General features: G+C 29.2%; 21 protein-coding genes. 16 read left to right on the top strand and 5 right to left on the bottom strand.

The features are described from left to right. Position 1 precedes the first annotated feature (1 nt). Both Q1A46_RS17130 and Q1A46_RS17125 read left to right on the top strand, forming a co-directional pair. The gene (locus Q1A46_RS17130) at positions 2 to 2452 is read left to right on the top strand and encodes a M1 family metallopeptidase (RefSeq protein WP_299681750.1); all 2451 of its coding nucleotides are present in this window, start codon (positions 2 to 4) and stop codon (positions 2450 to 2452) included. Positions 2453 to 2469: 17 nt separating this feature from the next. After that, entirely contained in the window at positions 2470 to 3075 is a 606-nt protein-coding gene (locus tag Q1A46_RS17125) for an alpha-ketoglutarate-dependent dioxygenase AlkB (protein WP_299681747.1), read from the top strand. Here Q1A46_RS17125 and Q1A46_RS17120 read toward each other — a convergent pair whose 3' ends face one another. Further along, positions 3076 to 3804, bottom strand: a complete 729-nt coding sequence (locus Q1A46_RS17120; protein ID WP_299681744.1) for a head GIN domain-containing protein — start codon at positions 3802 to 3804, stop codon at positions 3076 to 3078. A 34-nt stretch (positions 3805 to 3838) separates the two neighbouring features. On the opposite strand from Q1A46_RS17120, the gene Q1A46_RS20965 reads away from it, so the two are divergent. Then, a complete protein-coding gene (locus tag Q1A46_RS20965) occupies positions 3839 to 4504 on the top strand; it encodes a lysoplasmalogenase family protein (protein ID WP_373456517.1) in 666 nt (221 codons plus the stop codon). Here Q1A46_RS20965 and Q1A46_RS17115 read toward each other — a convergent pair whose 3' ends face one another. From Q1A46_RS17115 to Q1A46_RS17105, 3 genes are read right to left on the bottom strand one after another with little or no spacing between them, the layout of a single operon-like run. Then, complete coding sequence (locus Q1A46_RS17115; protein WP_299681741.1) at positions 4505 to 5584, bottom strand: hypothetical protein; 1080 nt, start codon at positions 5582 to 5584, stop codon at positions 4505 to 4507. It lies immediately after the preceding gene. Further along, positions 5571 to 6101 (bottom strand): hypothetical protein, encoded by a 531-nt coding sequence (locus Q1A46_RS17110; RefSeq protein WP_299681738.1) that lies wholly within the window; start codon positions 6099 to 6101, stop codon positions 5571 to 5573. Before Q1A46_RS17110 ends, Q1A46_RS17115 begins: the two co-directional genes overlap by 14 nt. Further along, positions 6098 to 6658 carry an RNA polymerase sigma factor gene (locus Q1A46_RS17105; RefSeq protein ID WP_299681735.1) on the bottom strand — a complete coding sequence of 187 codons (561 nt, stop codon included), beginning with the start codon at positions 6656 to 6658 and terminating at the stop codon, positions 6098 to 6100. Before Q1A46_RS17105 ends, Q1A46_RS17110 begins: the two co-directional genes overlap by 4 nt. A gap of 150 nt (positions 6659 to 6808) precedes the next feature. On the opposite strand from Q1A46_RS17105, the gene Q1A46_RS17100 reads away from it, so the two are divergent. The 11 genes from Q1A46_RS17100 (at position 6809) to Q1A46_RS17050 (ending at position 20453) form a co-directional block, all read left to right on the top strand. Further along, positions 6809 to 7678, top strand: coding sequence for a hydroxymethylglutaryl-CoA lyase (locus Q1A46_RS17100; protein WP_299681732.1), 870 nt, complete (start codon positions 6809 to 6811; stop codon positions 7676 to 7678). A 7-nt stretch (positions 7679 to 7685) separates the two neighbouring features. Then, positions 7686 to 8501, top strand: a complete 816-nt coding sequence (locus Q1A46_RS17095; protein WP_299681729.1) for a hypothetical protein — start codon at positions 7686 to 7688, stop codon at positions 8499 to 8501. A 16-nt stretch (positions 8502 to 8517) separates the two neighbouring features. Next, the gene (locus Q1A46_RS17090; protein WP_299681726.1) at positions 8518 to 10101 is read left to right on the top strand and encodes a bifunctional UDP-sugar hydrolase/5'-nucleotidase; all 1584 of its coding nucleotides are present in this window, start codon (positions 8518 to 8520) and stop codon (positions 10099 to 10101) included. Between the two features lie 64 nt (positions 10102 to 10165). After that, on the top strand, positions 10166 to 11392 hold the full coding sequence (locus Q1A46_RS17085) for a DUF4856 domain-containing protein (RefSeq protein ID WP_299681723.1): 1227 nt from the start codon (positions 10166 to 10168) through the stop codon (positions 11390 to 11392). Between the two features lie 107 nt (positions 11393 to 11499). Further along, complete coding sequence (locus Q1A46_RS17080; RefSeq protein WP_299681720.1) at positions 11500 to 12606, top strand: imelysin family protein; 1107 nt, start codon at positions 11500 to 11502, stop codon at positions 12604 to 12606. A gap of 147 nt (positions 12607 to 12753) precedes the next feature. Next, positions 12754 to 14031: an HTTM domain-containing protein gene (locus Q1A46_RS17075; RefSeq protein WP_299681774.1), complete on the top strand. Its 1278-nt coding sequence runs from the start codon at positions 12754 to 12756 to the stop codon at positions 14029 to 14031. After that, complete coding sequence (locus Q1A46_RS17070; protein WP_299681717.1) at positions 14006 to 16435, top strand: TonB-dependent receptor domain-containing protein; 2430 nt, start codon at positions 14006 to 14008, stop codon at positions 16433 to 16435. Before Q1A46_RS17075 ends, Q1A46_RS17070 begins: the two co-directional genes overlap by 26 nt. A 95-nt stretch (positions 16436 to 16530) precedes the next feature. Continuing rightward, entirely contained in the window at positions 16531 to 17253 is a 723-nt protein-coding gene (locus tag Q1A46_RS17065) for a hypothetical protein (RefSeq protein WP_299681714.1), read from the top strand. Between the two features lie 127 nt (positions 17254 to 17380). Next, positions 17381 to 17908 carry a hypothetical protein gene (locus tag Q1A46_RS17060; RefSeq protein WP_299681711.1) on the top strand — a complete coding sequence of 176 codons (528 nt, stop codon included), beginning with the start codon at positions 17381 to 17383 and terminating at the stop codon, positions 17906 to 17908. Between the two features lie 4 nt (positions 17909 to 17912). Further along, the gene (locus tag Q1A46_RS17055) at positions 17913 to 19625 is read left to right on the top strand and encodes a tetratricopeptide repeat-containing sensor histidine kinase (RefSeq protein ID WP_299681708.1); all 1713 of its coding nucleotides are present in this window, start codon (positions 17913 to 17915) and stop codon (positions 19623 to 19625) included. A gap of 84 nt (positions 19626 to 19709) precedes the next feature. After that, entirely contained in the window at positions 19710 to 20453 is a 744-nt protein-coding gene (locus Q1A46_RS17050; protein WP_299681705.1) for a LytTR family DNA-binding domain-containing protein, read from the top strand. 75 nt (positions 20454 to 20528) lie between these two features. On the opposite strand, the gene Q1A46_RS17045 is transcribed toward Q1A46_RS17050, so the two are convergent. After that, the gene (locus Q1A46_RS17045) at positions 20529 to 20933 is read right to left on the bottom strand and encodes a DUF1842 domain-containing protein (RefSeq protein WP_299681702.1); all 405 of its coding nucleotides are present in this window, start codon (positions 20931 to 20933) and stop codon (positions 20529 to 20531) included. Positions 20934 to 21196: 263 nt separating this feature from the next. Here Q1A46_RS17045 and guaB point away from each other — a divergent pair, with 263 nt between their 5' ends. Together guaB and Q1A46_RS17035 are read left to right on the top strand one after the other, a co-directional pair. Then, on the top strand, positions 21197 to 22672 hold the full coding sequence (gene guaB / locus Q1A46_RS17040) for an IMP dehydrogenase (RefSeq protein ID WP_299681771.1): 1476 nt from the start codon (positions 21197 to 21199) through the stop codon (positions 22670 to 22672). Positions 22673 to 22824: 152 nt separating this feature from the next. Beyond that, positions 22825 to 23376 carry a hypothetical protein gene (locus Q1A46_RS17035; RefSeq protein WP_299681699.1) on the top strand — a complete coding sequence of 184 codons (552 nt, stop codon included), beginning with the start codon at positions 22825 to 22827 and terminating at the stop codon, positions 23374 to 23376. Positions 23377 to 23398: the final 22 nt, after the last annotated feature.

The raw sequence follows: 23398 nt of genomic DNA, 5'->3' as shown, positions 1-23398 counted from the left end.
TATGAGGAATATTTTTTGGGTACTAATACTATGTAGTTCTTTTATTTATCAAGGATTTTCACAAAGTTTATCTGAATATAGAGGCGAGAGAGATAAGATTTTCAACTTAGAACATACGAAGTTAAAAGTTGATTTTAATTTTCAGAAACAAACAATGAATGGTGAAGCTTGGATTACAGCAAAACCTCATTTCTATAGCGTTAAAGAGTTAGAGTTAGATGCCAAAGCAATGTTAATTCATAAAATCACATTAAATAATGTAGATTTAAAATATAAGTATGATGGTTTCAAGCTAAAAATAAATTTACCAAAGACTTATGAGAGAGATGAAAAAGTAACAATTTACATTAAATATACTGCACAACCAGAAAGAGTAAAGCAAAAGGGAAGTAAAGCAATAACATCGGCAAAAGGTTTGTATTTTATCAATTCTAAAGGACAAGATGAAAATAAACCAACTCAAATTTGGACACAAGGTGAGACTGAAGCCAGTAGTTGTTGGTTTCCTACTATAGATGCTCCTAATCAAAAGACTTCACAAGAGATTTATATTACTGTTCCCAAAAAATATAAAACACTTTCTAACGGTAAATTAGAAAGTCAGACTCAAAATAGTAATGGAACAAGAACAGATTATTGGAATTTTACTCAAAAACATGCTCCTTATTTATTCTTTATGGGAGTAGGAGAGTATGAAATTATAAAAGATACATATAAAAATATTCCGGTAGATTATTATGTAGAAAAAGAATATGCTCCTTTTGCAAAAGATATTTTTGGTAATACACCAGAAATGTTGGCTTTCTTTTCTAAAATTACAGGAGTTGAATATCCTTGGGATAAATATTCGCAAATCGTAGGTAGAGATTATGTGAGTGGCGCAATGGAAAATACTACAGCGGTTATTCATGGAGAAAAAGCATATCAAACTCCAGGGCAATTAATAGATCAAAATGTACAAGAGCTTACAATCGCACATGAAGCATTTCATCATTGGTTTGGTGATTTAGTAACTGCAGAAAGTTGGAGTAATTTAACAGTTAATGAAAGTTTTGCGAATTATAGTGAATATTTATGGTTAGAGCATAAATACGGTAAAGATGAAGCTGAGGCACATTTATTTGAAGATATTCAAGCATATAAATTAGGAGATAATCCAGATAAACATTTGGTTCGTTTTTATTATGATGATAAAGAAGATATGTTTGATGCTGTTAGTTATAATAAAGGTGGAGCGATTTTGCATATGCTAAGAAATTATTTAGGAGATAAAGCTTTCTTTGAAGGTTTAAATAAATACTTAACAAATAATAAATACGGAACAGGTGAAGCTCATGAGTTAAGATTAGCTTTAGAAAGTGTTACAGGTAAAGATTTAAATTGGTTTTTTAATCAATGGTATTTCGGAAAAGGACATCCTAAATTAGATATTTCTTACGATTACAATGACTTAAGAAAAACGGTTACTGTTAATGTGTATCAAACCCAAGATCAAGAATTTCAATTTCCTTTAACTATAGATGTTTTTGAAAAAAATAAAGTAAAACGTCATACTGTTTTTGTAAATGGAAAAGAAACATCTTTTAATTTGTCTTATACAACACAACCAAAATTAGTTCAAATTAATGCAGATGGTGTTTTATTATGTGATATTAGTGAAAACAAAGTTTTAAGTGATTTTATTTTTCAGTTGAAAAATGCAAAAAACTTTAGACACAAAAGAGAAGCATTATTAGAAGTTGCAAAGTCTCAACATATCGATAATAAAGCTTTTAATGCAATAGCGGGTGTTTTAAATGATCCTTTCTATAAATTGAGAATTTTAGCACTTCAAAATATTAATTTAATTAATAAATACAGTAAGCGTAAGGTTATCGATAAAATTAAACAAATGGCTGCGAATGATTCAAAAACACTTGTTCAGGCAGCAGCTATAGAAACTTTAGGAAAGTTAACAGAACCTGAATTAAAACCTATTTTTGAAAACGCATTAAAAAGTCCATCATATTCGGTGGTTGGTAATGCTTTGGTTGCACTGTATTATATAGATAAAAAATTAGCTTACACCAAATCAAAAGAACTTTCTGAAGGAGTTAAAAAGGTAATTGCAACACCTTTAACTCGTATTTATTTAGAAGAAAATGACGAAAGTGAATTAACTTTTATAGCTGGTAATGTAATTACAGGAATGTATTTAAGTCAAGATAAAAGTATAAAAAGCTTATATACGAAAGCTTATGAAAAAATAACAAAAAGTAATAACTCAAAAGCGATTCAAAATTTAGTAAACGATATTGTGGTGAAAGGAAAAAAATACGAACAGTATGGTTTTAATAATGTTGGAATAGAGTTGATGCGTAATATGGTTCAAACACAAAAAAGTGCCAATAAGCCTAATGAACAGAAAAATATCGCTATTATAAAAGAAGCTTTAACAAGATTGGTGAAATAAGTTAAATTGTACTTTAAATGGATTTATTCAATCAGTCTCAAGAGTTATTGAATTTACTTCCAGAAGGAGGTACAGTTAATTACTATGGCCATGCTTTTACGAAACGAGAAGCAGATTCTTACTATGATTATTTATTAAATGAAATTCCGTGGAAGCAAGATCAAGCCATAATTTTTGGAAAATTAATTACAACAAAAAGAAAAGTAGCTTGGTTTGGTGAAAAACAGTTTGAGTATTCGTATTCAAATATTACCAAAGTAGCATTACCTTTTACTAATGAATTATTAGCGATTAAAAAAGTAATCGAATCGACTACAAAAGAAACTTATAATTCGTGTTTATTGAATTTATATCATGATGGTTCTGAAGGAATGGCATGGCATAGTGATGGAGAAAAAGACTTAAAGAAAAATGGAGCCATAGCTTCGATTACTTTTGGGGCAGAAAGAAAGTTTGCGTTTAAACACAAACGAACCAAGGAAGTGGTCTCAAAAGTACTTCAACATGGTTCGTTGTTAGTGATGAAAGACGAAACCCAAACAAATTGGTTACATCGTCTTCCACCTACTAAAAAAGTCCACCGTCCAAGGATTAACTTAACGTTTAGAACAATAATAACGTAGTTAATCTCTTTTCACAACGTCTCCTGATCCCACAGAATTTGTATCAATATATTTTGGATTTCCTTTATAATATACACTTCCAGAACCTACTACTGTAGCTTTAATTTTTTCTTTAACAGTAGCTTCTATATCTCCAGATCCAGCAACATTTACTTTTAAAGTATTGGTAGTAACATTGTATGCTTTAACATTACCCGATCCTGCGATAGAACATCTCATGCTTTCAGTAGAACCAGATACTCTAATATTTCCAGAACCACCAATAGAAGTTGATAAAGAGCTTGCTTTTACTTTAGTTTTAATATTACCCGATCCTCCTATAGATAAACTAACTTTTTCTCCAATAACAGTTTTTTCTGAACGAACATTACCAGAACCGCCAAGCCCAATACCGTCAATCTTTTCAAAAGGTACAGTAACAGTTAATTTTCTATTGAATCTTAGGTTTGTATTTTTCTTTACTTCTATTTTTAATTTTCCTTTTTTTACTTCAGTAATGATATAAGGAATTATATTTTCTTCTCCTTCAATAGTAATTTCTCCTTCACGGCCATCAACAAGAATAACGTCAAAAGAACCTCCAACACTAACTTCATCAAAGTTTCCAACAGATCGTTTTTCAGTTGTTATTTTTCCATTTCCTCTAACTTTTTTAGAGTTCCACCAGCTTTGAGCAGAAAGGTTTACCGTAGTAGTTAAAATAAATAAGGTTAATAGTAATTTTTTCATTTTTTTTTTATTTTTAAACAATTAATACTTCCATTTGAGAAAAAGACATACAAATAAGAAAAATGTTACATTTTTCACAACGTTATATTTTTTAGCCTCTCTTTTAGTTTTATACGTAGTAACTCTAGGAGATTTAAATTTTGAATTTGCAGTAAAGCTTGTGACTTTACTGTTGTTGTCTTTTTTGTATTTAGAAACAACTCCTAAGGTTAATTACTGGTACGTCGTAATTTTATTATTTTCTATAGTTTCAGATTCACTTTTTGTTTTTGAAAAACACTTTTATTATGAGGCTTTATTTTTATTGATATTAAACAGGTTCTTGTATATAATAATTATTTATCATTCTATTTTAAAGCATCCATTGAAAACACTATTGCTTTATGCTATTCCTTTTGTGTTTATTTTTTCGATGATTTATTTGATACTTTATGAATATGTAAACGATATTCAATTATTTGTTTTTATTATGGGGGTTGTATCTATAGCTCTTATACTATTTGCTTTTTTAAACCTATTGACTAAAAATAATGCTAAAGCTTTGTACTTTTTTTTAGGCGTACTAATCTTTCCAATAGCAGATGTTTTAACAACTATTTCGAATTATATAAGTCCTAGTCCGTACTACATTGTAATTTATCATTTGATGTATTACGTAGCTAGGTATTTGATTTTTAGGTCGATGGTTTTGAGAAGGTAGTTAGTCGTTTAAACGAATAGACACGCTTCCGTAATCTGACTTGATATTTATTTTAGAATTTGTATTCCCTTTACCAAAAACACCTTCGTAATACTTTTTAGTTGTTTTTCTTACGGCTTTAAATGTTTCTACATGTTCTTTTGGATATTTAAAACCAGAGTAGCTTAAGTTTATAACAAAGTTGAAGTTATTGTCACTAGAAGTTCCGATTTTGATACCAGCATAATTACCATCTACAGTAAAACTTTCGAAACCTTTCATTAAGTTTTTAACTTTTAAACCACCATAATCAGTGTTTATTTTTAAGTTCTTTCTAACAGTTCCTATTCGCATTCCTGCATAATCTGAATTACCATCAATGTTATCTGAATCGTCTATAGTTATACTTCCATAATCACAATTAAAGGTTACATCATTAACTTTCCCTAATTTCACTCCTGTGTAATCTGCATTTACTTTTACACTCTCAGATTCATGGATTGTAATTTTAGAATAATCAGCATTTAAATTTCCTGATTTCATATACTGAATATTAGAACTTCCGCAATAATCAAGTAAAATAGAATTAGAAGGGTTTAATAGTTTTTCAATTTGTATTGAACCATAATCACAATCTATGTTTGTTTTTCCTTCAATAACATCTAATTCAATATTGCCATATTTGTTATGTAAATCTGCATTATTTGTTACAGGCATTTTTATGTAATAATTAATTTTGTAATTAATGTTGTTACTTTTACCCCAAAAACTCCAACTAGATTTTGTGTTTTCTATAATTGTTCTGGCTTCTACTAGGTTTTCAGAAGCTTCAAAATTAATTCGAATGGCATCTAATTTATCTTCAATTTTATCAATGTCATTTCCTTTAACGGTTATTTTAACATCAATTTCTACAGTATTTTTATCCCAAGTAGTAACATTTACATTTCCGTATTTATTTTTAACGTAAACTGTAGCATTACTATTTACAGAAAACTTTTTACTTACTGTTTTTGTTTTCTCATGTTTCTTAATTGTATTGGCAAATACTAGAGTAGGAGCCAAAAAAAGTATAATTAGTGTTCTTTTATATAAACTCATTGTTGTTGTCGTTTTGTTTGTTAGGGTTTTTAATGTATTCTAATTGAAATAAGAGGTGTTCTAAAATTTGTAAACGTTGCTGGTAATTATTAATCATTCCTTTAATGATTTGTTTTTCATTACCAATTACTTTAAGATCTTTTTTGAAATTTTGAAACTGATCTTCCAACTCTTCTATTTGATCTAAAGCATCTTCAATAATAGATTCAGTTTCTATGTTTCTATATTTTTCTATTTCTGTTAATTCTTGTGCTATAGTGTTCACAAAAAATGTTTCTGTTTCTGCCATTTCAGGAAAAATAGAATGCACTTGATTTTCTTGCGTTGTATATTTTCCTAGAAAAAAGCTAACTAATAGTAGAATAGAAGCTGCGGCGCTCATCCATGTCCAAGAAATTCTTCTTCTACTTTTCTGCTGTCTGCTTAATTTTCTTAAAAAACGATCTTCATGTCCCGAATGAGGTTCATTTATATCGAAATCGTTATTAAGAAAAAAATCATCGAATTTATCTTTCATACTACATTAATTCTATTAATATCTTTACTTAAAACTTCTTTTAATTTCTTTTTCGCTCTAGAAATTGTTGTTCTAACATTTTCATTGCTATAATTTAAAATCTGCATGATTTCTTCGTTATCATATCCTTCAATTAAATTTAATGTAAGAATAACTCTATAATTATCTTTTAATTTTTGAATAGCACTTAAAACATGTTTAATATTTAAATTATCATAATTCAAATTATCATTTTCTTCAGGTTGATTTGGTATTACTTCGAGTTTAACTTCTTGATATCTATTGTTTTTTTTCAATTGAGTTAAGCTCTTATTAATAACAATTCGTTTCAACCAAGCACCAAATGTTACTTCTCCTTTAAAACTATTTAATTTAGTAAATGCTGTTAAAAAAGCTTCTTGCATCAAATCTTCTGCTTCAAATTCATCTCTTAAGATTCTAAAAGCTGAGTTATACATCGCTTTATAATACAATTTGTATATTTCCATTTGAGCAGATGAATCGTTTTTCTGACAGCGTTTTAGTAGTTGATTAATATGTAAGTCTGGTGTTTTCAATTTCTAAATTATACTTCAAAGACTAAACTAGATTTTCATTGTTACACTTTTTTTGAAAATTTCTTTAAAATTAAATAATTAATATTTTCGGATGCTATTTAACACTATTGATTGAAGAATTAATATTAAAATATATTTATATTTGGCATAATGATTGAAGAAGTAAAAATCATAGAGTGTCCAAGAGATGCAATGCAAGGAATAAAAAGTCATTTTATTCCAACAGAAGTAAAAGCAAAATATATAAACTCATTGTTAAAAGTTGGTTTTGATACAATTGATTTTGGGAGTTTTGTTTCTCCTAAAGCTATCCCGCAAATGCGAGATACAGCAGATGTATTAAACTTATTAGATTTATCTACAACAAGAAGTAAATTATTAGCAATAGTTGCAAATGTTAGAGGAGCTAATGATGCTTCTGTTTTCGAAGAAATAGATTATTTAGGATATCCTTTTTCTATATCAGAAAACTTTCAAATGCGAAATACGCATAAAACTATAGCCGAATCAGTAGACATTTTGAAAGATATTCTAAATATCGCACAAAAAAATAATAAAAAAGTAGTAGCCTATTTATCTATGGGATTTGGAAATCCATATGGAGATCCATGGGATGTAGAAATTGTTGCAAATTGGACAGAAAAACTTGCAAATATGGGAGTTAAAATTGTATCTTTGTCTGACACGATTGGTAGTTCAACCCCAAAAGTTATTGACTATCTTTTTTCAAATTTAACCCCAAGTTACCCTAATATAGAGTTCGGAGCCCATTTGCATACCACACCTACTACTTGGTTTGAAAAAATTGATAGCGCATACAAAGCAGGTTGCAGAAGGTTCGATGGAGCTATTAAAGGTTATGGAGGTTGCCCGATGGCAAAAGACGATTTAACAGGTAATATGCCCACAGAAAAAATGCTTTCTTATTTTACTGCCAACAAGGTTGAAACCAATATTAAACCAATGAGCTTTGAAAGCTCTTACAATAAAGTATTAGACGTTTTTAATCATAATTATTAGTCTATAAATGAAGTTTAGTTTTTTAATAACATTCTTAATTGGTTTTTTAATACCACATAGTACTGTTTCAAACAGAGACAGTGAAACCTTAGGCTCTTGGGAAATCAGAAATGGAATATTTATAGAAAACAATGACGAAGAAACGAGTATAGCACGTTATAATTGGAGCGTATTCTACAATATCTTCCCTAAAAGAATTACTCAAAAATATATAAAGAGACTTGTTTTAATGACTGATGGAGAAGATGAAAAAACAGGAGCTTTAGGAGCATTAAATGATAAAAATACTGATTGGCAATTGGTTATAGATCCTATTGATGTTGATTTTACTAGTAAAGATAAGACTAGAATTAATCAGTCTATTTATACTTTGGTTCATGAGTTTGGTCATTTACTTACCTTAAATCATACTCAAATTAAACCAGGGAAAAAAACCAACCAAAGACCAAATGAGCCTTATGTAACTATAGAAGGTACAACAAATAAGAAGAGTTATTTGAATTTATTTGTTAATGAATTTTGGGATGGTACTCTTCTTAAAGAATGGGATTACATTCAAAGAAACTTTTGTTATACAGAACAAAAAAGTTGCCTTGAAAAGCTTTATGGATTGTATAAGGACAACTACAATGATTTTATTACCGATTATGCTGCAGAAAGTCCAGAAGAAGATATAGCAGAAAGTTGGACTGCATTTGTTTTAGGTAAAAAAATAGAAAACCCTGAAACTATATCAGAGTTAAAAATTAACTTTTTCTACCAGTTTGAAGAATTGGTTTACTACAGAAAAGTAATTAGAAAAAATATAAAGAAATACGAATAATTCTTAATTAATTGCTGTGAAGCTTAATAACTTTTTTATAAAATACAGTATCTTATTTATTGTATTTATAACCGCGTGTGAATCTACTTCAAATCCACTAAAATCTTCAGAAGAGTATAAATTTTTAAGACAACCTAATAATATTTATTTCACCATTTTACAATTGAATGATGTTTATGAAATAGCACCAATTCAAGGAAATAAATATGGAGGAATGGCTAGAGTTTCAGCTTTATATAGAGAACTTCAAAAAGAAAATCCAAATTCAATGTTAGTCCTAGCTGGAGATTTTTTAAATCCTTCTCTTTTAGGAACAATGAAAGTAAATGGAGAGCGTGTTAGAGGAAAACAAATGGTAGAAGTAATGAATGCTATGAATTTTGATTTAGTAGCATTTGGTAATCATGAGTTTGATTTAAGTTATAATGATTTACAAAATAGATTAAATGAAAGTCATTTTGAATGGTTAAGCGCAAATGTTTTTCATAAAGAAAATGGGAAAAATCATTTTTTTTATAAAGTTATAGAAGGAAAAAAGGAAGCAGTTAATGAAACTTATATTCAAGAATATAACGTAGGAGGGAAGTCAGTAAAAATTGGATTTATTAGTGTTTGTATTCCATCAAATCCTAAAAGTTATGTGTACTATTCAGATATGTACGCAGAAGCTGAAAGAACCTATAACGAATTAAAAGATAAGGTAGATATTGTGTTAGGTTTAACACATGTTAAAATCGAAGAAGATAAAAAAATAGCAAAGTTGTTACCTAATGTTCCATTAATAATGGGAGGACATGAGCATAATAATATGTATGTTAAACAAGGAAATACTTATATAGCTAAAGCTGACGCTAATGCAAAAACAGTATATATTCATCGTTTTGAGTTTAATCCAAATACTAAAGAATTAAAATTTAAATCTGAACTAAAAACTATAAATGATAAATTTCCTGTAGATGAAAAAGTAAATGTAGTTGTTGAAAAATGGCAAAATTTATTAAATACTAAGATTAAAGATTTAGTTGATAACCCTGATGAAATCATTTACAAAACTTCAGAGCCTTTAGATGCACGTGATACACCCATTAGATCAGTACAAACAAATATGGGGCAAATTATAGCAGAATCTATGAGCAAATCATATGGTGATAAAACTATTGATTGTGCTTTTGTAAATGGTGGTTCTGTTCGTATAGATGATATTTTAGAAGGAAATATTAATGCTGTAGATATTTTTAGAGTTTTACCTTATGGTGGGCCAGTATTAAAAGTGAAGTTAAAAGGAAAATTACTTAAAGAAGTATTAGACTTTGGTGATAAAGCTTCTGGTACGGGCGCTTATTTACAACGTTTTAATGTAGCAAGAAATGATAAAGGTTATTGGTTAGTTAAAGAACAAAAGATAGATCCCAATAAAGTTTATACCATTGCAACTTCAGACTATTTATTGAAAGGTTTTGACATTCCTTTTTTAAAGAATTCCAATCCTCAAGTACTTGATGTTTATGGACCTAAAACCGGTGAAATAGCGGTAGATGTTAGAAAAGCAGTTATTGAATTTTTAAAATCAAAGCAATTTATTTTAAATAAATCTAAATAAAGTTTGTTTACGAAAAAACGTATAGTATATTTGCGTCAAATTATTTAAAATAAGTCTTAATAAAATGAAGAAAGTTTTTTTATCTGCTTTAACAGTTTCAAGTTTATTGTTTGTTTCTTGTTCAGATGATGACAATAATATTCCAGAAAATCCTGATGCAGAAGTTGTAGCTCCAGATACATATAAGTTCGAAAGAAATGGTAGTACTTCAGTAAGTTACTCAGGTCAAACTACTAGAATTAAAATGGCTGAAGAATTTATCAGTGCATTAAAAAATGATCCTTCTAGTACTACAATTCCAACGACAACAGAAGCAATTTTAGATGGAATGTTTGCACATGTAGAAGGAAATGCTGATTTCTCTGATGCAGATTTAAATGCTTCTGACAAAAGCATTAGAAGTAAAACAGCTGCTTCTAGAGATTATTTCTTTTCAAATGTAGTTGAAGGTACAGCAATTAAAGAAAAATTTGATGGTTGGATTGCAGAGCAAGTTGATGTAGTTTTTCCTAACTGGAATACTAACGCAGCGGCAGGTGTTGCTGGAAGAATTCAAGAAGCTGGTGGAGGATCTAATCGTTTAGTAAACGGAAAAGGTTTAGAGTTAAATCAAGCAATTAATAAAACTTTAATTGGTGCTTTAATGGTAGACCAAATGTTAAATAATTATTTAGGTTTTCTTGTTTTAGATGAAGGAACTAATGTAGCAGATAACGATAACCAAGTTTTAGCTACAGATAAGAACTACACAAACATGGAGCACAAATGGGATGAAGCTTTCGGATATTTATATGGTACAGATGATGCAGAAAATCCACAATACAATGCTGATAGTTTCTTAAGTAAATATGTTTCTAGAGTAGAAGGAGATACTGATTTTGCTGGTATTTCACAGAAAATTTATGACGCATTTAAGAAAGGAAGACAAGCAATTGTTGTTAAAAACTACACAGAAAGAGAAGCTCAAGCTAAAATCATTAGAGATGAAGTTTCTAAAATTATAGCTATTAGAGCAGTTTATTATTTACAACAAGCTAAATTAACTTTAGCTACTGATAAAGGATCTGCTTTCCATGATTTATCTGAAGGATTTGGTTTTATAGAATCTTTACGTTTCACTCGTAACACTTCTACAAATGAACCATATTTCACTACTTCTGAAATTAGTGAATTTACAAGCAAATTACTAGAAGGAAATGGTTTTTGGGATGTAACTAACGCTACTCTTGATGAAATTTCTGATGAAATAGCAGATAAATTTGATTTCACTGTTGAACAAGCAGGTAGTTAATTAAAATTATTCTAAATAAAAATAAATTTATAAAAAGTAGCTAGATTCATAGCTACTTTTTATCTTTGCGGGAGTTTTATTTAGAATAAATAGAAATAACTTTTTATATGTTTAAAAAATATTCGATACTATTCATTTCATTCTTGTTGATCTTATCTTGTTCAGATAATTCACAAGATCCTGGAGATAATAATAATACAGATAATTTTGATAGAGGAGCTTTGTTAACCTTTTTAGCAGATAACACAATTATTCCTGCTTTCGAAACTTTAGAAACTAGGTTAGCTCAATTAAAAACAGATGCAACTAGTTTTACAACAACACCAAATACTACTACATTAAATGAGGTTAGATCAAGTTGGGAGTCAACATATATGATCTGGCAAAGTGTTTCAATGTTTGATATTGGTAAGGCTGAAGAATTACAGTTTGTAAACCATTTTAATATTTTTCCAGTAACTGTTGCAGATATAGAAAGCAATATTACAAATGGAACTTACGATTTTAATAGTCCTAATAATCATGATGCTCAAGGTTTACCAGCTTTAGATTATTTATTTAACGGTATAGGAACTGATGATACAGCAATACTTGAAAAATTTACTACTGATGCAAATGCTGCAGGATATAAAAAGTATGTAAATGATATTGTAGAAAAAATGAGTACTGTAGCTAGAGATATTGTATCAGATTGGAAAGGAAGTTATAGATCACAGTTTATTTCAAGTACATCTAACACAGCTACTAGTGCACTTAACAAACTTGTTAATGATTTTATTTTTTACTACGAAAAAAGATTAAGAGCAAATAAATTCGGGATACCAGGAGGAGTTTTTTCTAATACAGCTTTACCAGAAAAAGTAGAAGCTTTCTATAAGAAAGATATTTCTAAAAAATTAGCATTACAAGGATTAAAATCTGTACAAGATGTTTTCACTGGACACGGTTATATTGGTACAAACGGAGCTAGTTTTAAATCTTATTTAGTTAGCTTGGATAAATCAACGTTAGCTACAGACATAGAAAATCAATTCAATTTAGCAAAAACACAAATTGAAACTTTAAATGATAATTTTTTCAATCAAGTAAGTTCGAATAATATAGAAATGTTAAAAGCATATGACGAATTACAAAAAGCAGTTGTACTGTTAAAAGTAGATATGTTACAGGCATTTAATGTAAGTGTTGACTTTGTTGATGCTGATGGAGATTAAAAATATAACTTAGTAAGTATAATATTAAAAGCTGTCTGTTAACTCAGGCAGTTTTTTGTGTATAAGAGATTGACTTTAAATAATTACATATTAAAAAAGACTAGTGCTGCTCCGTTGGCAACTTTCCGATTGTTTTTCGGGTTGTTAATGTGTATGAGCATCATTAGGTTTTGGTATCATGGATGGATAGAGAAATTATACATACAACCTAAGTTTTTCTTTTCTTTTTATGGTTTTAGCTGGATTAAACCGTTAGGAAGTTATACCTATCTTCTTTTCATTATTTGCGGAATTTCAGCAGTATTAGTTGCTGTAGGTTATAAGTATAGATTGTCAATAATAACTTTCTTTTTAAGTTTTACTTATATCGAATTAATGGATAAGACAACTTATCTTAATCATTATTATTTTGTAAGTATTCTTAGTTTTCTACTTATTTTTTTACCTGCAAATGCAACTTTTTCATTAGATAGTTATTTCAATAAAAAATCATACAAAACAATACCGAATTGGACAATCGATAGTATTAAACTCCTTTTAGGAATTGTATATTTTTATGCTGGTTTAGCTAAATTAAATTCCGATTGGTTGTTTAGGGCACAACCTTTAAAAATATGGTTACCTTCTAAATATGACTTGCCTTTAATTGGAAATAATCTAATGCAACAAGAATGGTTTCATTTCGCTATGAGTTGGAGTGGAGCTATTTATGATTTGTCTATACCTTTTTTATTATTATTTAAAAGAACAAGAACTATTGGTTTTTTCTTAGTTGTTGTTTTTCATGTGTTTACAAGGGTTTTATTTCCGATAGGAATGTTTCCTTACATCATGATCGTTGCTACACTAATATTTTTTAGCGCATCTTTTCATGATAAAATAATTGCTTTCATAAAAAGTAAGCTAAGATTAAAAACAGATAACATAGAAGTAATTGAAACTTTTCAATTTAGAAGAACATTTACATTGAAGGTTGTTAGTGTATTTTTAGTTTTACAACTTTTATTGCCATGGAGATATTTATTGTATCCTGGGGAATTGTTTTGGACAGAACAAGGATATCGATTCTCTTGGCGTGTAATGTTGATGGAAAAAGCAGGGTACACAACATTTAAAATTGTTGATGGAAAAACCAAGCAATTCTTTTACGTTGACAATACCGATTTTTTAACCTCTTTTCAGGAAAAACAAATGAGTTTTCAACCTGATTTTATTATAGAATATGCTCACTTTTTAGGAGATCATTTTACGCAACAAGGGCACAAGAATGTTGAAGTATATGCAGACTCTTATGTGGCATTAAACGGACGTTCAAGCGAACTTTTTATAGATGCTAAAGTTGACTTATATAAAGAAAAAAACAGTTTCAAACATAAATATTGGATTTTACCTTTTACAAATGAGATTAAGATTAAAGGATTATAGTTGTTTTATTATAGTATTTCTAGTTTCAGTATGCGCATTTGGGCAGCAGCGCTACAAAGGAACGGTTACAAATGAGAATAAAAAAGCTTTACAAAAAGTACAGATTTTAGATAGTTCAGGAAACGTACTAACAGAAACTAATAACAAAGGAGCGTTTGAGTTTACGTCGAATAAAACTCAAATTCAAGTTGTTTTCTACTTAGATGAATATGAACTTTTAGAGAAAAAATTAATAGCAAACCAGAATGTGAATATCATTCTAGCTTCTTTTTCTGAAGAATTATCAGAAGTAGAAATAACAGCTAAAAAGAGAAAAGCTTTCGAACTAAAAAGACTTAAAGATGTTGAAGGTACAGCTATCTATGCAGGAAAAAAGACAGAAGTTATCTTAGTTACAGAATCAACAGCAAATTTAGCAACAAACAACGCCAGACAATTGTATAATCAAGTCGCGGGTTTAAATATTTTTGAAAATGATGATGCTGGTTTACAATTAAATGTTGGTGGTCGTGGTTTAGATCCAAATAGAACTTCAAACTTTAATACACGTCAGAATGGTTATGATATTAGTGCAGATGTTTTAGGATATCCAGAAAGTTATTATTCACCAGCAGCAGAAGGAGTTCAAGAAATACAAGTTATTCGTGGAGCAGCTTCTTTACAATATGGAACTCAATTTGGTGGATTAATCAACTTCGTAATGAAGAAACCAAATCCAAATAAACCTTTCGAAATTGTTTCAAGAAGCACATTAGGAAGTTTTAATTTATTTACAAATTTTACAAGTGTTGGCGGCACATCAGACAAATTAAGTTATTATGCTTTTTATAATTACAAACAAGGAGATGGATTCAGACCAAACTCAGGTTTTAATTCAAAAAATATTTTCGCTCATTTAGGATATCAAATTTCTGATAAATCTAAGATAGAAGGTGAAGTAACCTATTTAACTTATTTATCACAACAAGCAGGTGGTTTAACGGACAGAATGTTTGCTGAAGATCCTTTTCAAAGTAATAGAGAAAGAAATTGGTTTAATGTAGATTGGTTTTTATATAACCTAAAATATACTCATGATTTTTCTACAAACACAAAACTTACATTCAGTTTCTTTGGTTTAAATGCTTCGAGAAAAGCTATAGGTTTTAGAGATAGGAGAGTTGATTTACCTGACAATTTAGAGGCTAGAGAATTGTTGAGTAGTGATTTTAATAATTTTGGTTTTGAAGCTCGTTTTTTAGATCGATATACTTTATTTGGAAAGAAAGCAACTTACTTATTGGGAGCTAAATATTATAAAGCAGATAATAGATCTATTCAAGGTCCAGGGACAGATGGAAGTGATGCGAATTTTAGTTCAGCTTTAGATCAATTTCCGAACTTTACGTTTCAATCAAATTTCGAGAATCCGAATGAAAATATAGCTGTTTTCGGAGAGAATATTTTTTATGTAAACGATCAATTTTCTATTACCCCAGGTTTTCGTTTCGAATACATTAATACAGGAAGTGATGGTTTTAGAAGACGTGTAAATACAGATGCCGCTGGAAATCCAATCGGAACAGTAGAAGAATCAGATAATCTTACTAAAAGCCGCTCATTTGTTTTATTAGGATTAGGTTTAAGTTACAAACCTAATGATGCTTTAGAGGTTTACGGTAATGTTTCTCAAAATTATCGTTCTATTACTTTTTCCGATGTAAACATTGTAAACCCGTCTAATGCAGTAGATCCAAATTTAGAAGACGAAAAAGGTTTCACAATAGATTTAGGTGTTCGTGGAAACTTAAATCGATTCATTTCTTACGATTTAAGTAGTTTCGCTTTATTTTACAATAATAGAATAGGAGATTTTACAACTACAATCCCACCTTTAAATACTGTTGGTCAATTAAGAACAAATGTTGGTGAAGCAAGAATTATAGGTGTGGAATCTTTATTAGATGTTAATCTTAAAAAAGTATTTAATTTGTCAAACGATTATAGTTTAAATACATTTATAAATACTTCTTTTATTAACTCTGAATACACTTCTTCAAGAGAAAATAACATTGAAGGAAACAAAGTAGAGTTTGTGCCAGACGTAAACTTAAAAACGGGATTAAAGTTTGGATATAAAGATTTTACAACAAGTGTTCAATATTCATATTTATCAGAACAATTTAACGATGCAAATAATTCTGCTACACCAGATAATTCTAATGCTGTTCGTGGGCCAATTCCTGCATATAGCATTTTAGATCTTTCAGCTTCATACACATATAAATTTTTAAAATTAGAAGTAGGGGTAAATAACGCTTTAAATGAAGTATATTTTACAAGAAGAGCAACAGGATATCCAGGTCCAGGAATCATTCCTTCTGCACCAAGAAATTGGTATACGACACTACAATTTAAATTCTAAAACTTCTTTAGAATATTTCTAAATAAAACCGAAAAAACCAGTGTGATTTTACACTGGTTTTTTTGTTGTATTTTTATGGTAAATAGATAGTTATCATGTTACATCCGGTTAATTTACAAGAAAGATTACTTAAATTAAGAAATAAAGAACTTAAGAATTTTGCTATAGATTTTTGGATAGAAGAAATTTTCTCTGATTTAGATGCAGCCAGAACAGCTACAAAAGATAAATTAAAAGAAGAAAGTGATATTGAAAATACGAATCGTTTTGATATTGATTTTGTTGATTCTAATGCTATTTTTCATATAGAGCAAATACGAAAAATATGTATTGATTACCGACTTCGTTTTCTTGATACTAGTTTTTTTAAAGGAGATTTTCCTGAAGAGGCAATTACTAAAATACACGAATTAGAGAGAACTCATAATACAAATTTAGAAGGTTTTAAAATAATTGCTCCCTCTGTTTTATTTAGATTAAAAAAGGCAGATGATCCAATGCTTTTTGTACCTATGGGAAATGGTTATTACTATTTAATTCATAAATGGGGTAATGATTTGCATCCATTCAGAAAGTTTAAATTTTGGTTTGTTAAGGATTTGGATAATTTCATTTTTACGCTATTAGCTTTGTGTTTTATTTTCTCATTAGCTACGCATACTTTCTTTTTTAGAGAACATTCTTCAATTAGTTATTTTATCGTCTTGTTTTTATTCTATTTTAAAGGGGCTGTAGGGTTAAGTTTATTGTGGGGAGTTTCTCTAGGAAAAAACTTTAATAGATACATTTGGCAGAGTAAATACGACAAAGTCTCCTAATAATTTATTAGTATTCTTTAGTTTACGTTATAATATTATTTTGTTTTGATTAGATTAATGAAAAAATTGCTTTTTCTTCAAATTTTATTGTAGATTTAGTCTTTCTAATCAAACAATTTTAAAAACTATGGCATCTATTACAATAGGAGCAAACCCAGTGTTAACAGATTTAAACACTACAGTAAATTACAACCCAAATTCTAATTATCCAGCAGTAACTGTTTTCAATAACGGTAACAACAATTACTCTGTTTACGCTTTATGTTATATTCCAACAGGAACTTTAGTTCCAAAGTCAGTAACAGATTTTTGTCAAGGAAACTATTCAGGCTATACACCAACACAAGCAGTTTCTTTAGTTGGAACATCTGAAAGTGCTACTGTTGTTTTGGCAAACTTCGAAGATATCCAAACAGCAGATCTTGTTCAATCTACAAGTACTCAGTTTACATCACGTTCTTTTGCAGTTTGTTATGATTTTGATGCACAAGGTGCTTCTTCTTATGAATGTAAACTGTATGCTTTAGAATTTAATTATACAATAGATGATAACAGTAGTTTTGAGGTACTATTTTTAGCACAAGGAGATTTAGATCCAGAATTAAGTAGAGGAACAGTAACTACACCAGCAGTTCCACCACCACCAACTATGTAATATTTTGAAGTATTATTTAAAAATTTCAGTAATTTTCTTTGTTTTTTTTGAAATTTCTATTTTTTCTCAAAAAACAAATTCGCTATTAAATATTGGTAATTCAATATGCCTTGATTCTAAAAATGAAGTATTCTGTAAAGCTGTTGAATTCTATAATAATAAACAATATGATTCTTGTTATGTATACAGTACTGAAGCTTTAGATTTATCTAAAACAATAAAAGAGCAAGATTTTTTTAATTGTATAAATGGGTATTGTGCTTTTGTAAAGGGGTTTAATAAGAAATCACTATTAAATATTAATAATATTTCCGGCGATGAAAAATATTCACAAATCAAAAAATATCTTTTAGGGAATATTTATTTGAATTTAAAAAAATACGATAAGGCTATAACTAATATAGAGTCTTGGATTTCCAAAGATTCCTCAGTCAATATTCAATCAAGAAAAACAATGTTTCATAATTTAGCTCTTTCTTACATGCATAAGAAAGATTACGTAAAAGCTAAAAAGTATTTTGATAAAGAATTAAGTTTATTAGATAGAAAAGATACATTGTCTTTTATTAGAGCAAAAATGGATTTAGCTAATGTGTATTATGAACAGTATTTAGATGATGAAGCTATTCCATTATTTAAGGAGTCATATGATTTATCTAAAAACTATAGTAATTTAACATTAAAACAAAATACAGCTCAAAATATGGCGGTTATAGAACGTAATCGTAAACGTTATAAAGAGAGTGTAGATTATTACAGAGAGTTTATTAAATGGAAAGATTCATTATCTAATAGAGATCGAATTTTAGAGTTAGCAGAAAGAACTAAAGAATTAGCTGTCGCTCAAAAAGATAAAGAGATTGCAATACAAGAAAGTAAAATAAAGCAAAAAGAAGCAGTCCAACGCGGATTGCTTTTTGGAGCTTCTGGTTTATTGTTGTTCATAGGTGCGTTGGGATTCTTTTATTCTAAATTAAAAAAACAGAATACTTTAATCACTCAACAAAAAGAAGATTTAGCCATTGCCAACAAAACAAAAAACTATCTGTTTTCTGTTGTATCTCACGATTTACGTTCTCCAATGAATACGATTAAGTATCAGCATGAACAATTAAAAAAACATATTGCAGATAATAATTTAGAGGGAATCAAAGAAGCAAACAATACAGCTATTACAGTTACAGAAAGTACTAGTCATTTATTAAATAACGTATTGCATTGGTCTTTAGAACAAAGTAATCAAATGGTTTTTGCACAAAAATCATATCCTTTAAAGCCAATAGTTGAACACGTTTTATATGATTATGAAAACTTGATTGAAGCTAATGCGATAGCAATTTCTACAAATTATATTCAGAACTCAATAGTGAATGCTGACAGAGAATCTATAAAAATTGTATTACGTAATCTTTTAGATAATGCAGTTAAGTATATGAATGGAGTAGGTAAAATTACTGTTGAAATTGGAATAGATAGTGAAGATTACAGCTATGTATCTATTCAAGATACAGGTATTGGAATTTCAGAAGACCGACTAGAGAAAATTAATGCTTTAAAAGGTGTAAGTATTGATAAGATAGATCGTTCAGAAGGAGTAGGACTCGGACTTATTTTATGTCAGACTTTGGTTAAAAAAAATAATGGAATTTTATCTTTTGATAGTCAAGTTGGTAAAGGAACAAAAGTTACAATTCAATTACCCGTTGTAAACGAATAAAAGAATAGTAGTTTTCATTATTTCCTTTCCTAAATCTAAATTTCATTAACTTTTTTATACTTTTATCTTATAAACCATTACTACATGAAAAACCTTCGATTATTATTACTAGAAGATTTAGATAAAGAAGCGCAAGAGTTAATCGATTTTTTACATCAGCATGAATATGAAATTACTAGAGTTAGAAATCTAGCAGAAGCTGAAAGTGAAATTAAAAATCGCTTTTTTGATGTTATCATTTTAGATATTATGATTGATGGTAAACCTGAAGGAATTGAATTTGCTCAGCGTTTGAATAAAGAAGGAATAGATGTGCCGTTTTTATTTTTAACAAGTATGCAAAGTAGAGCTGTTTTCGATGAAGCCAAACTTACTAATCCTTTAGTTTATTTACTAAAACCTTATAATAAATTAGAATTATTATACTCTCTAGAGTTAGCTATAGAATCTTGTTATCAACAAAATAATAGTATCAGTTTTGGCGATGATAGTGGTGTGTTAAGTCCAAAATATCTGTTCATAAAGCATAAAAGAAGCGTTGTAAAAGTAGATGTAGATTCTATAAATTTTATTGATGTCAAAGAAAAATATTGTAACCTTCAATGTAGTGAAGGAAGATATTTAGTAAAGTTATCTTTAGTAAAGTTAAAAGAAATGCTTAATAATGATAATTTCAGACAAGTACACAGAAATTATCTAGTAAATGTAAAGAGTATTAAAGAAATATATTTAGAAGATAATCTTATTATTCTTAATAATTTAGAGAAAATTCCTTTTAGTGAACGCTATAAGAATGCATTTATAAGAGACAATACAATTTTTAGATAAAAATAAGGTAATACAAAGAAGTTAACATCTTCCAAGTATTACCTTAAAATTTATAATCCCCTAAATTATATTTTTTTAATTTGCTGATTTAACAGGAACGTTATTCTGCTTTTGAAATCCAAAAGAGAAACCACCTGTTCCATTCCAACTTTTATCAACATCTAAATACGCTTCAAATTGTTCTAAATAACTTCCAATTGCAGGAGGAGGCATAGAAACAACATATTCTCCCTTTAAATCTATAATTTGTGTAATATCACCATATCCTGTATGACGTAATCTTCCAGCAACATTTAATTTTATTGTTGGTCTATCTATTGCTTGAGTAATTTCCACAATTCCAGATACTGTATCTTGTTCTGTAGATACAACTACAGAAAAATGAGCAATTGGAGCTCCTGGCATTCCTACATTTCCTATAGTTCCTTTAGCAAGGTATGTAGTTTCTAATAATGATTTTGGTTCTTTCAAAGTAGCCATATATAGTTTTTGGTTTTCGGGTTAGTTAATAATAGACTGTTAACTGAAATAGTGAGTTTCAATATTCAACACCAACGAAGTTATTTTTTATTTAGGTAGAAAATATTCATTATACCTTAAGTGTATGAATATCGAGAATAAGCGTTTTAGATTTAACTCTTGAAAAGGAAATCGAAATGATTAACATTTAGGTAAACTAAATTTTACAATAAAATTAGTATATTTGCATGCAATTAATTGACAAGATAATTATTGATTGCAATATGAATGCTCACCAAAATAAATTTGTAGGCGAAGGTTTAACATATGATGATGTTTTATTAGTTCCTGCATACTCAGAAGTACTTCCTAGAGAAGTAAATATCCAAACAAAGTTTACTAGAAATATTACCATTAATGTGCCAGTAGTTTCTGCTGCTATGGACACAGTAACTGAAAGTGCTATGGCTATTGCTATGGCAAGAGAAGGTGGAATTGGAGTTTTACACAAGAACATGACTATAGAGCAACAAGCTCAAGAAGTTAGAAAGGTGAAGAGAGCAGAGAGCGGAATGATCATTGATCCAATTACTTTATCTTTAGATGCTATTGTTTTGGATGCTAAATCAGCAATGAAAGAACATAAAATTGGTGGTATTCCTGTTGTTGATGAAAGTAAAAAACTAGTTGGTATTGTTACCAATAGAGATTTACGTTTCGAAAAGAATAATGACAGACCAATTACAGAAGTAATGACTTCTGAAAACTTAATTACTGTTGCTGAAGGAACTTCACTTCAAGAAGCAGAAATTATTTTACAAGAAAATAAAATAGAGAAGTTACCAGTTGTAAATGACGATGATATTTTAGTTGGTTTAATTACTTTCCGAGATATTACCAAAACAACTCAAAAACCAATTGCCAATAAAGACAATTTAGGAAGATTACGTGTAGCGGCTGCTTTAGGTGTTACAGGTGATGCTGTTGATAGAGCTGAAGCTTTAGTAAATGCAGGAGTAGATGCAGTAATTATCGATACGGCTCATGGTCATACAAAAGGCGTGGTTTCTGTATTAAAAGAAGTAAAAGCTAAGTTTCCTAATTTAGATGTTGTAGTAGGGAATATTGCAACACCTGAAGCAGCAAAATATTTAGTTGAAGCTGGAGCAGACGCAGTTAAAGTTGGTATCGGACCAGGTTCAATTTGTACAACAAGAGTAGTAGCTGGTGTAGGTTTTCCACAATTTTCTGCAGTATTAGAAGTTGCCGCAGCAATAAAAGGTTCTGGAGTTCCAGTGATTGCTGACGGTGGAATTCGTTATACAGGTGATATTCCTAAAGCTATTGCAGCTGGAGCAGACTGTGTTATGTTAGGATCTTTATTAGCAGGAACTAAAGAAAGTCCAGGTGAAACTATAATTTTCGATGGAAGAAAGTTTAAAACATATAGAGGAATGGGATCAGTAGAAGCTATGAAAAAAGGTTCTAAAGATCGTTATTTCCAAGATGTTGAAGACGATATTAAAAAATTAGTTCCAGAAGGAATCGTTGGACGAGTTCCTTATAAAGGAGAATTATATGAAAGTATCCATCAATTTGTTGGTGGTTTACGTGCAGGAATGGGATATAGTGGAGCTAAAGATATAGAGACTTTAAAAGAAAATGGAAAGTTTGTAAGAATTACATCAAGTGGTATTAATGAAAGTCATCCACATGATGTTACAATTACAAAAGAAGCACCAAACTACAGTAGAAGATAAAAAAACTACATAATATTTTTATAACCGTTGAATGATTTCAGCGGTTTTTTTGTGTTAAATAGGTTGATTTTTTGAGTTTTAACTTAGTTTTTTTGTGTTTTATAAAAAGTAATATATCTTTAAAGTAAAATTACTATCCAAATAATTCTAAAATGAAAAAAACAATACTATTCAACGCATTACTATTTTTAATTTTTATAAGCTGTAGCTCATCAGATGATACAGTAGAACGTATAGATGATTCATCTTTAAATGGTTTACAGTTTAAAATGGTAAGTTTTAATATTGATATTCCTGTTGATATCAATAATGATGGAACATTTTCTACCGATTTAATTGCAGAAGGTAATCCTTGTGGATTTTATCCATTTAAGGTTAATAGTGAAGGAGTCGTAACTCATCCTTACACAAGCGGTATCTCACTTGAAATTGAAACCGATATTAATGGAGTTAAAAAACAAGTCTTTACTTGTGGTATTGCAGGAGCATTAGGTTTGCCTTATCAAATTGATGGTGATGATCTTGTTTTAATCAATCCAAATAATGATGAAATTTCTTACAGAGGTACAATTTCAGCTGACAAAAAATCAATTACTTTAACTTTTCCTAAAGCCGGAATCTTTAAGCAATATATTTTAAAACAAGACGGATCTTCTCAAGAATATTTGGGTGGGGCTGTTGCTGTTTACGAATTAGTAGAATAATTTACTATCATACTTTTAATAA

Source organism: uncultured Tenacibaculum sp. (assembly GCF_947502995.1).
Taxonomy (GTDB): domain Bacteria; phylum Bacteroidota; class Bacteroidia; order Flavobacteriales; family Flavobacteriaceae; genus Polaribacter.
This window is presented reverse-complemented; position numbering and strand designations above follow the sequence as displayed.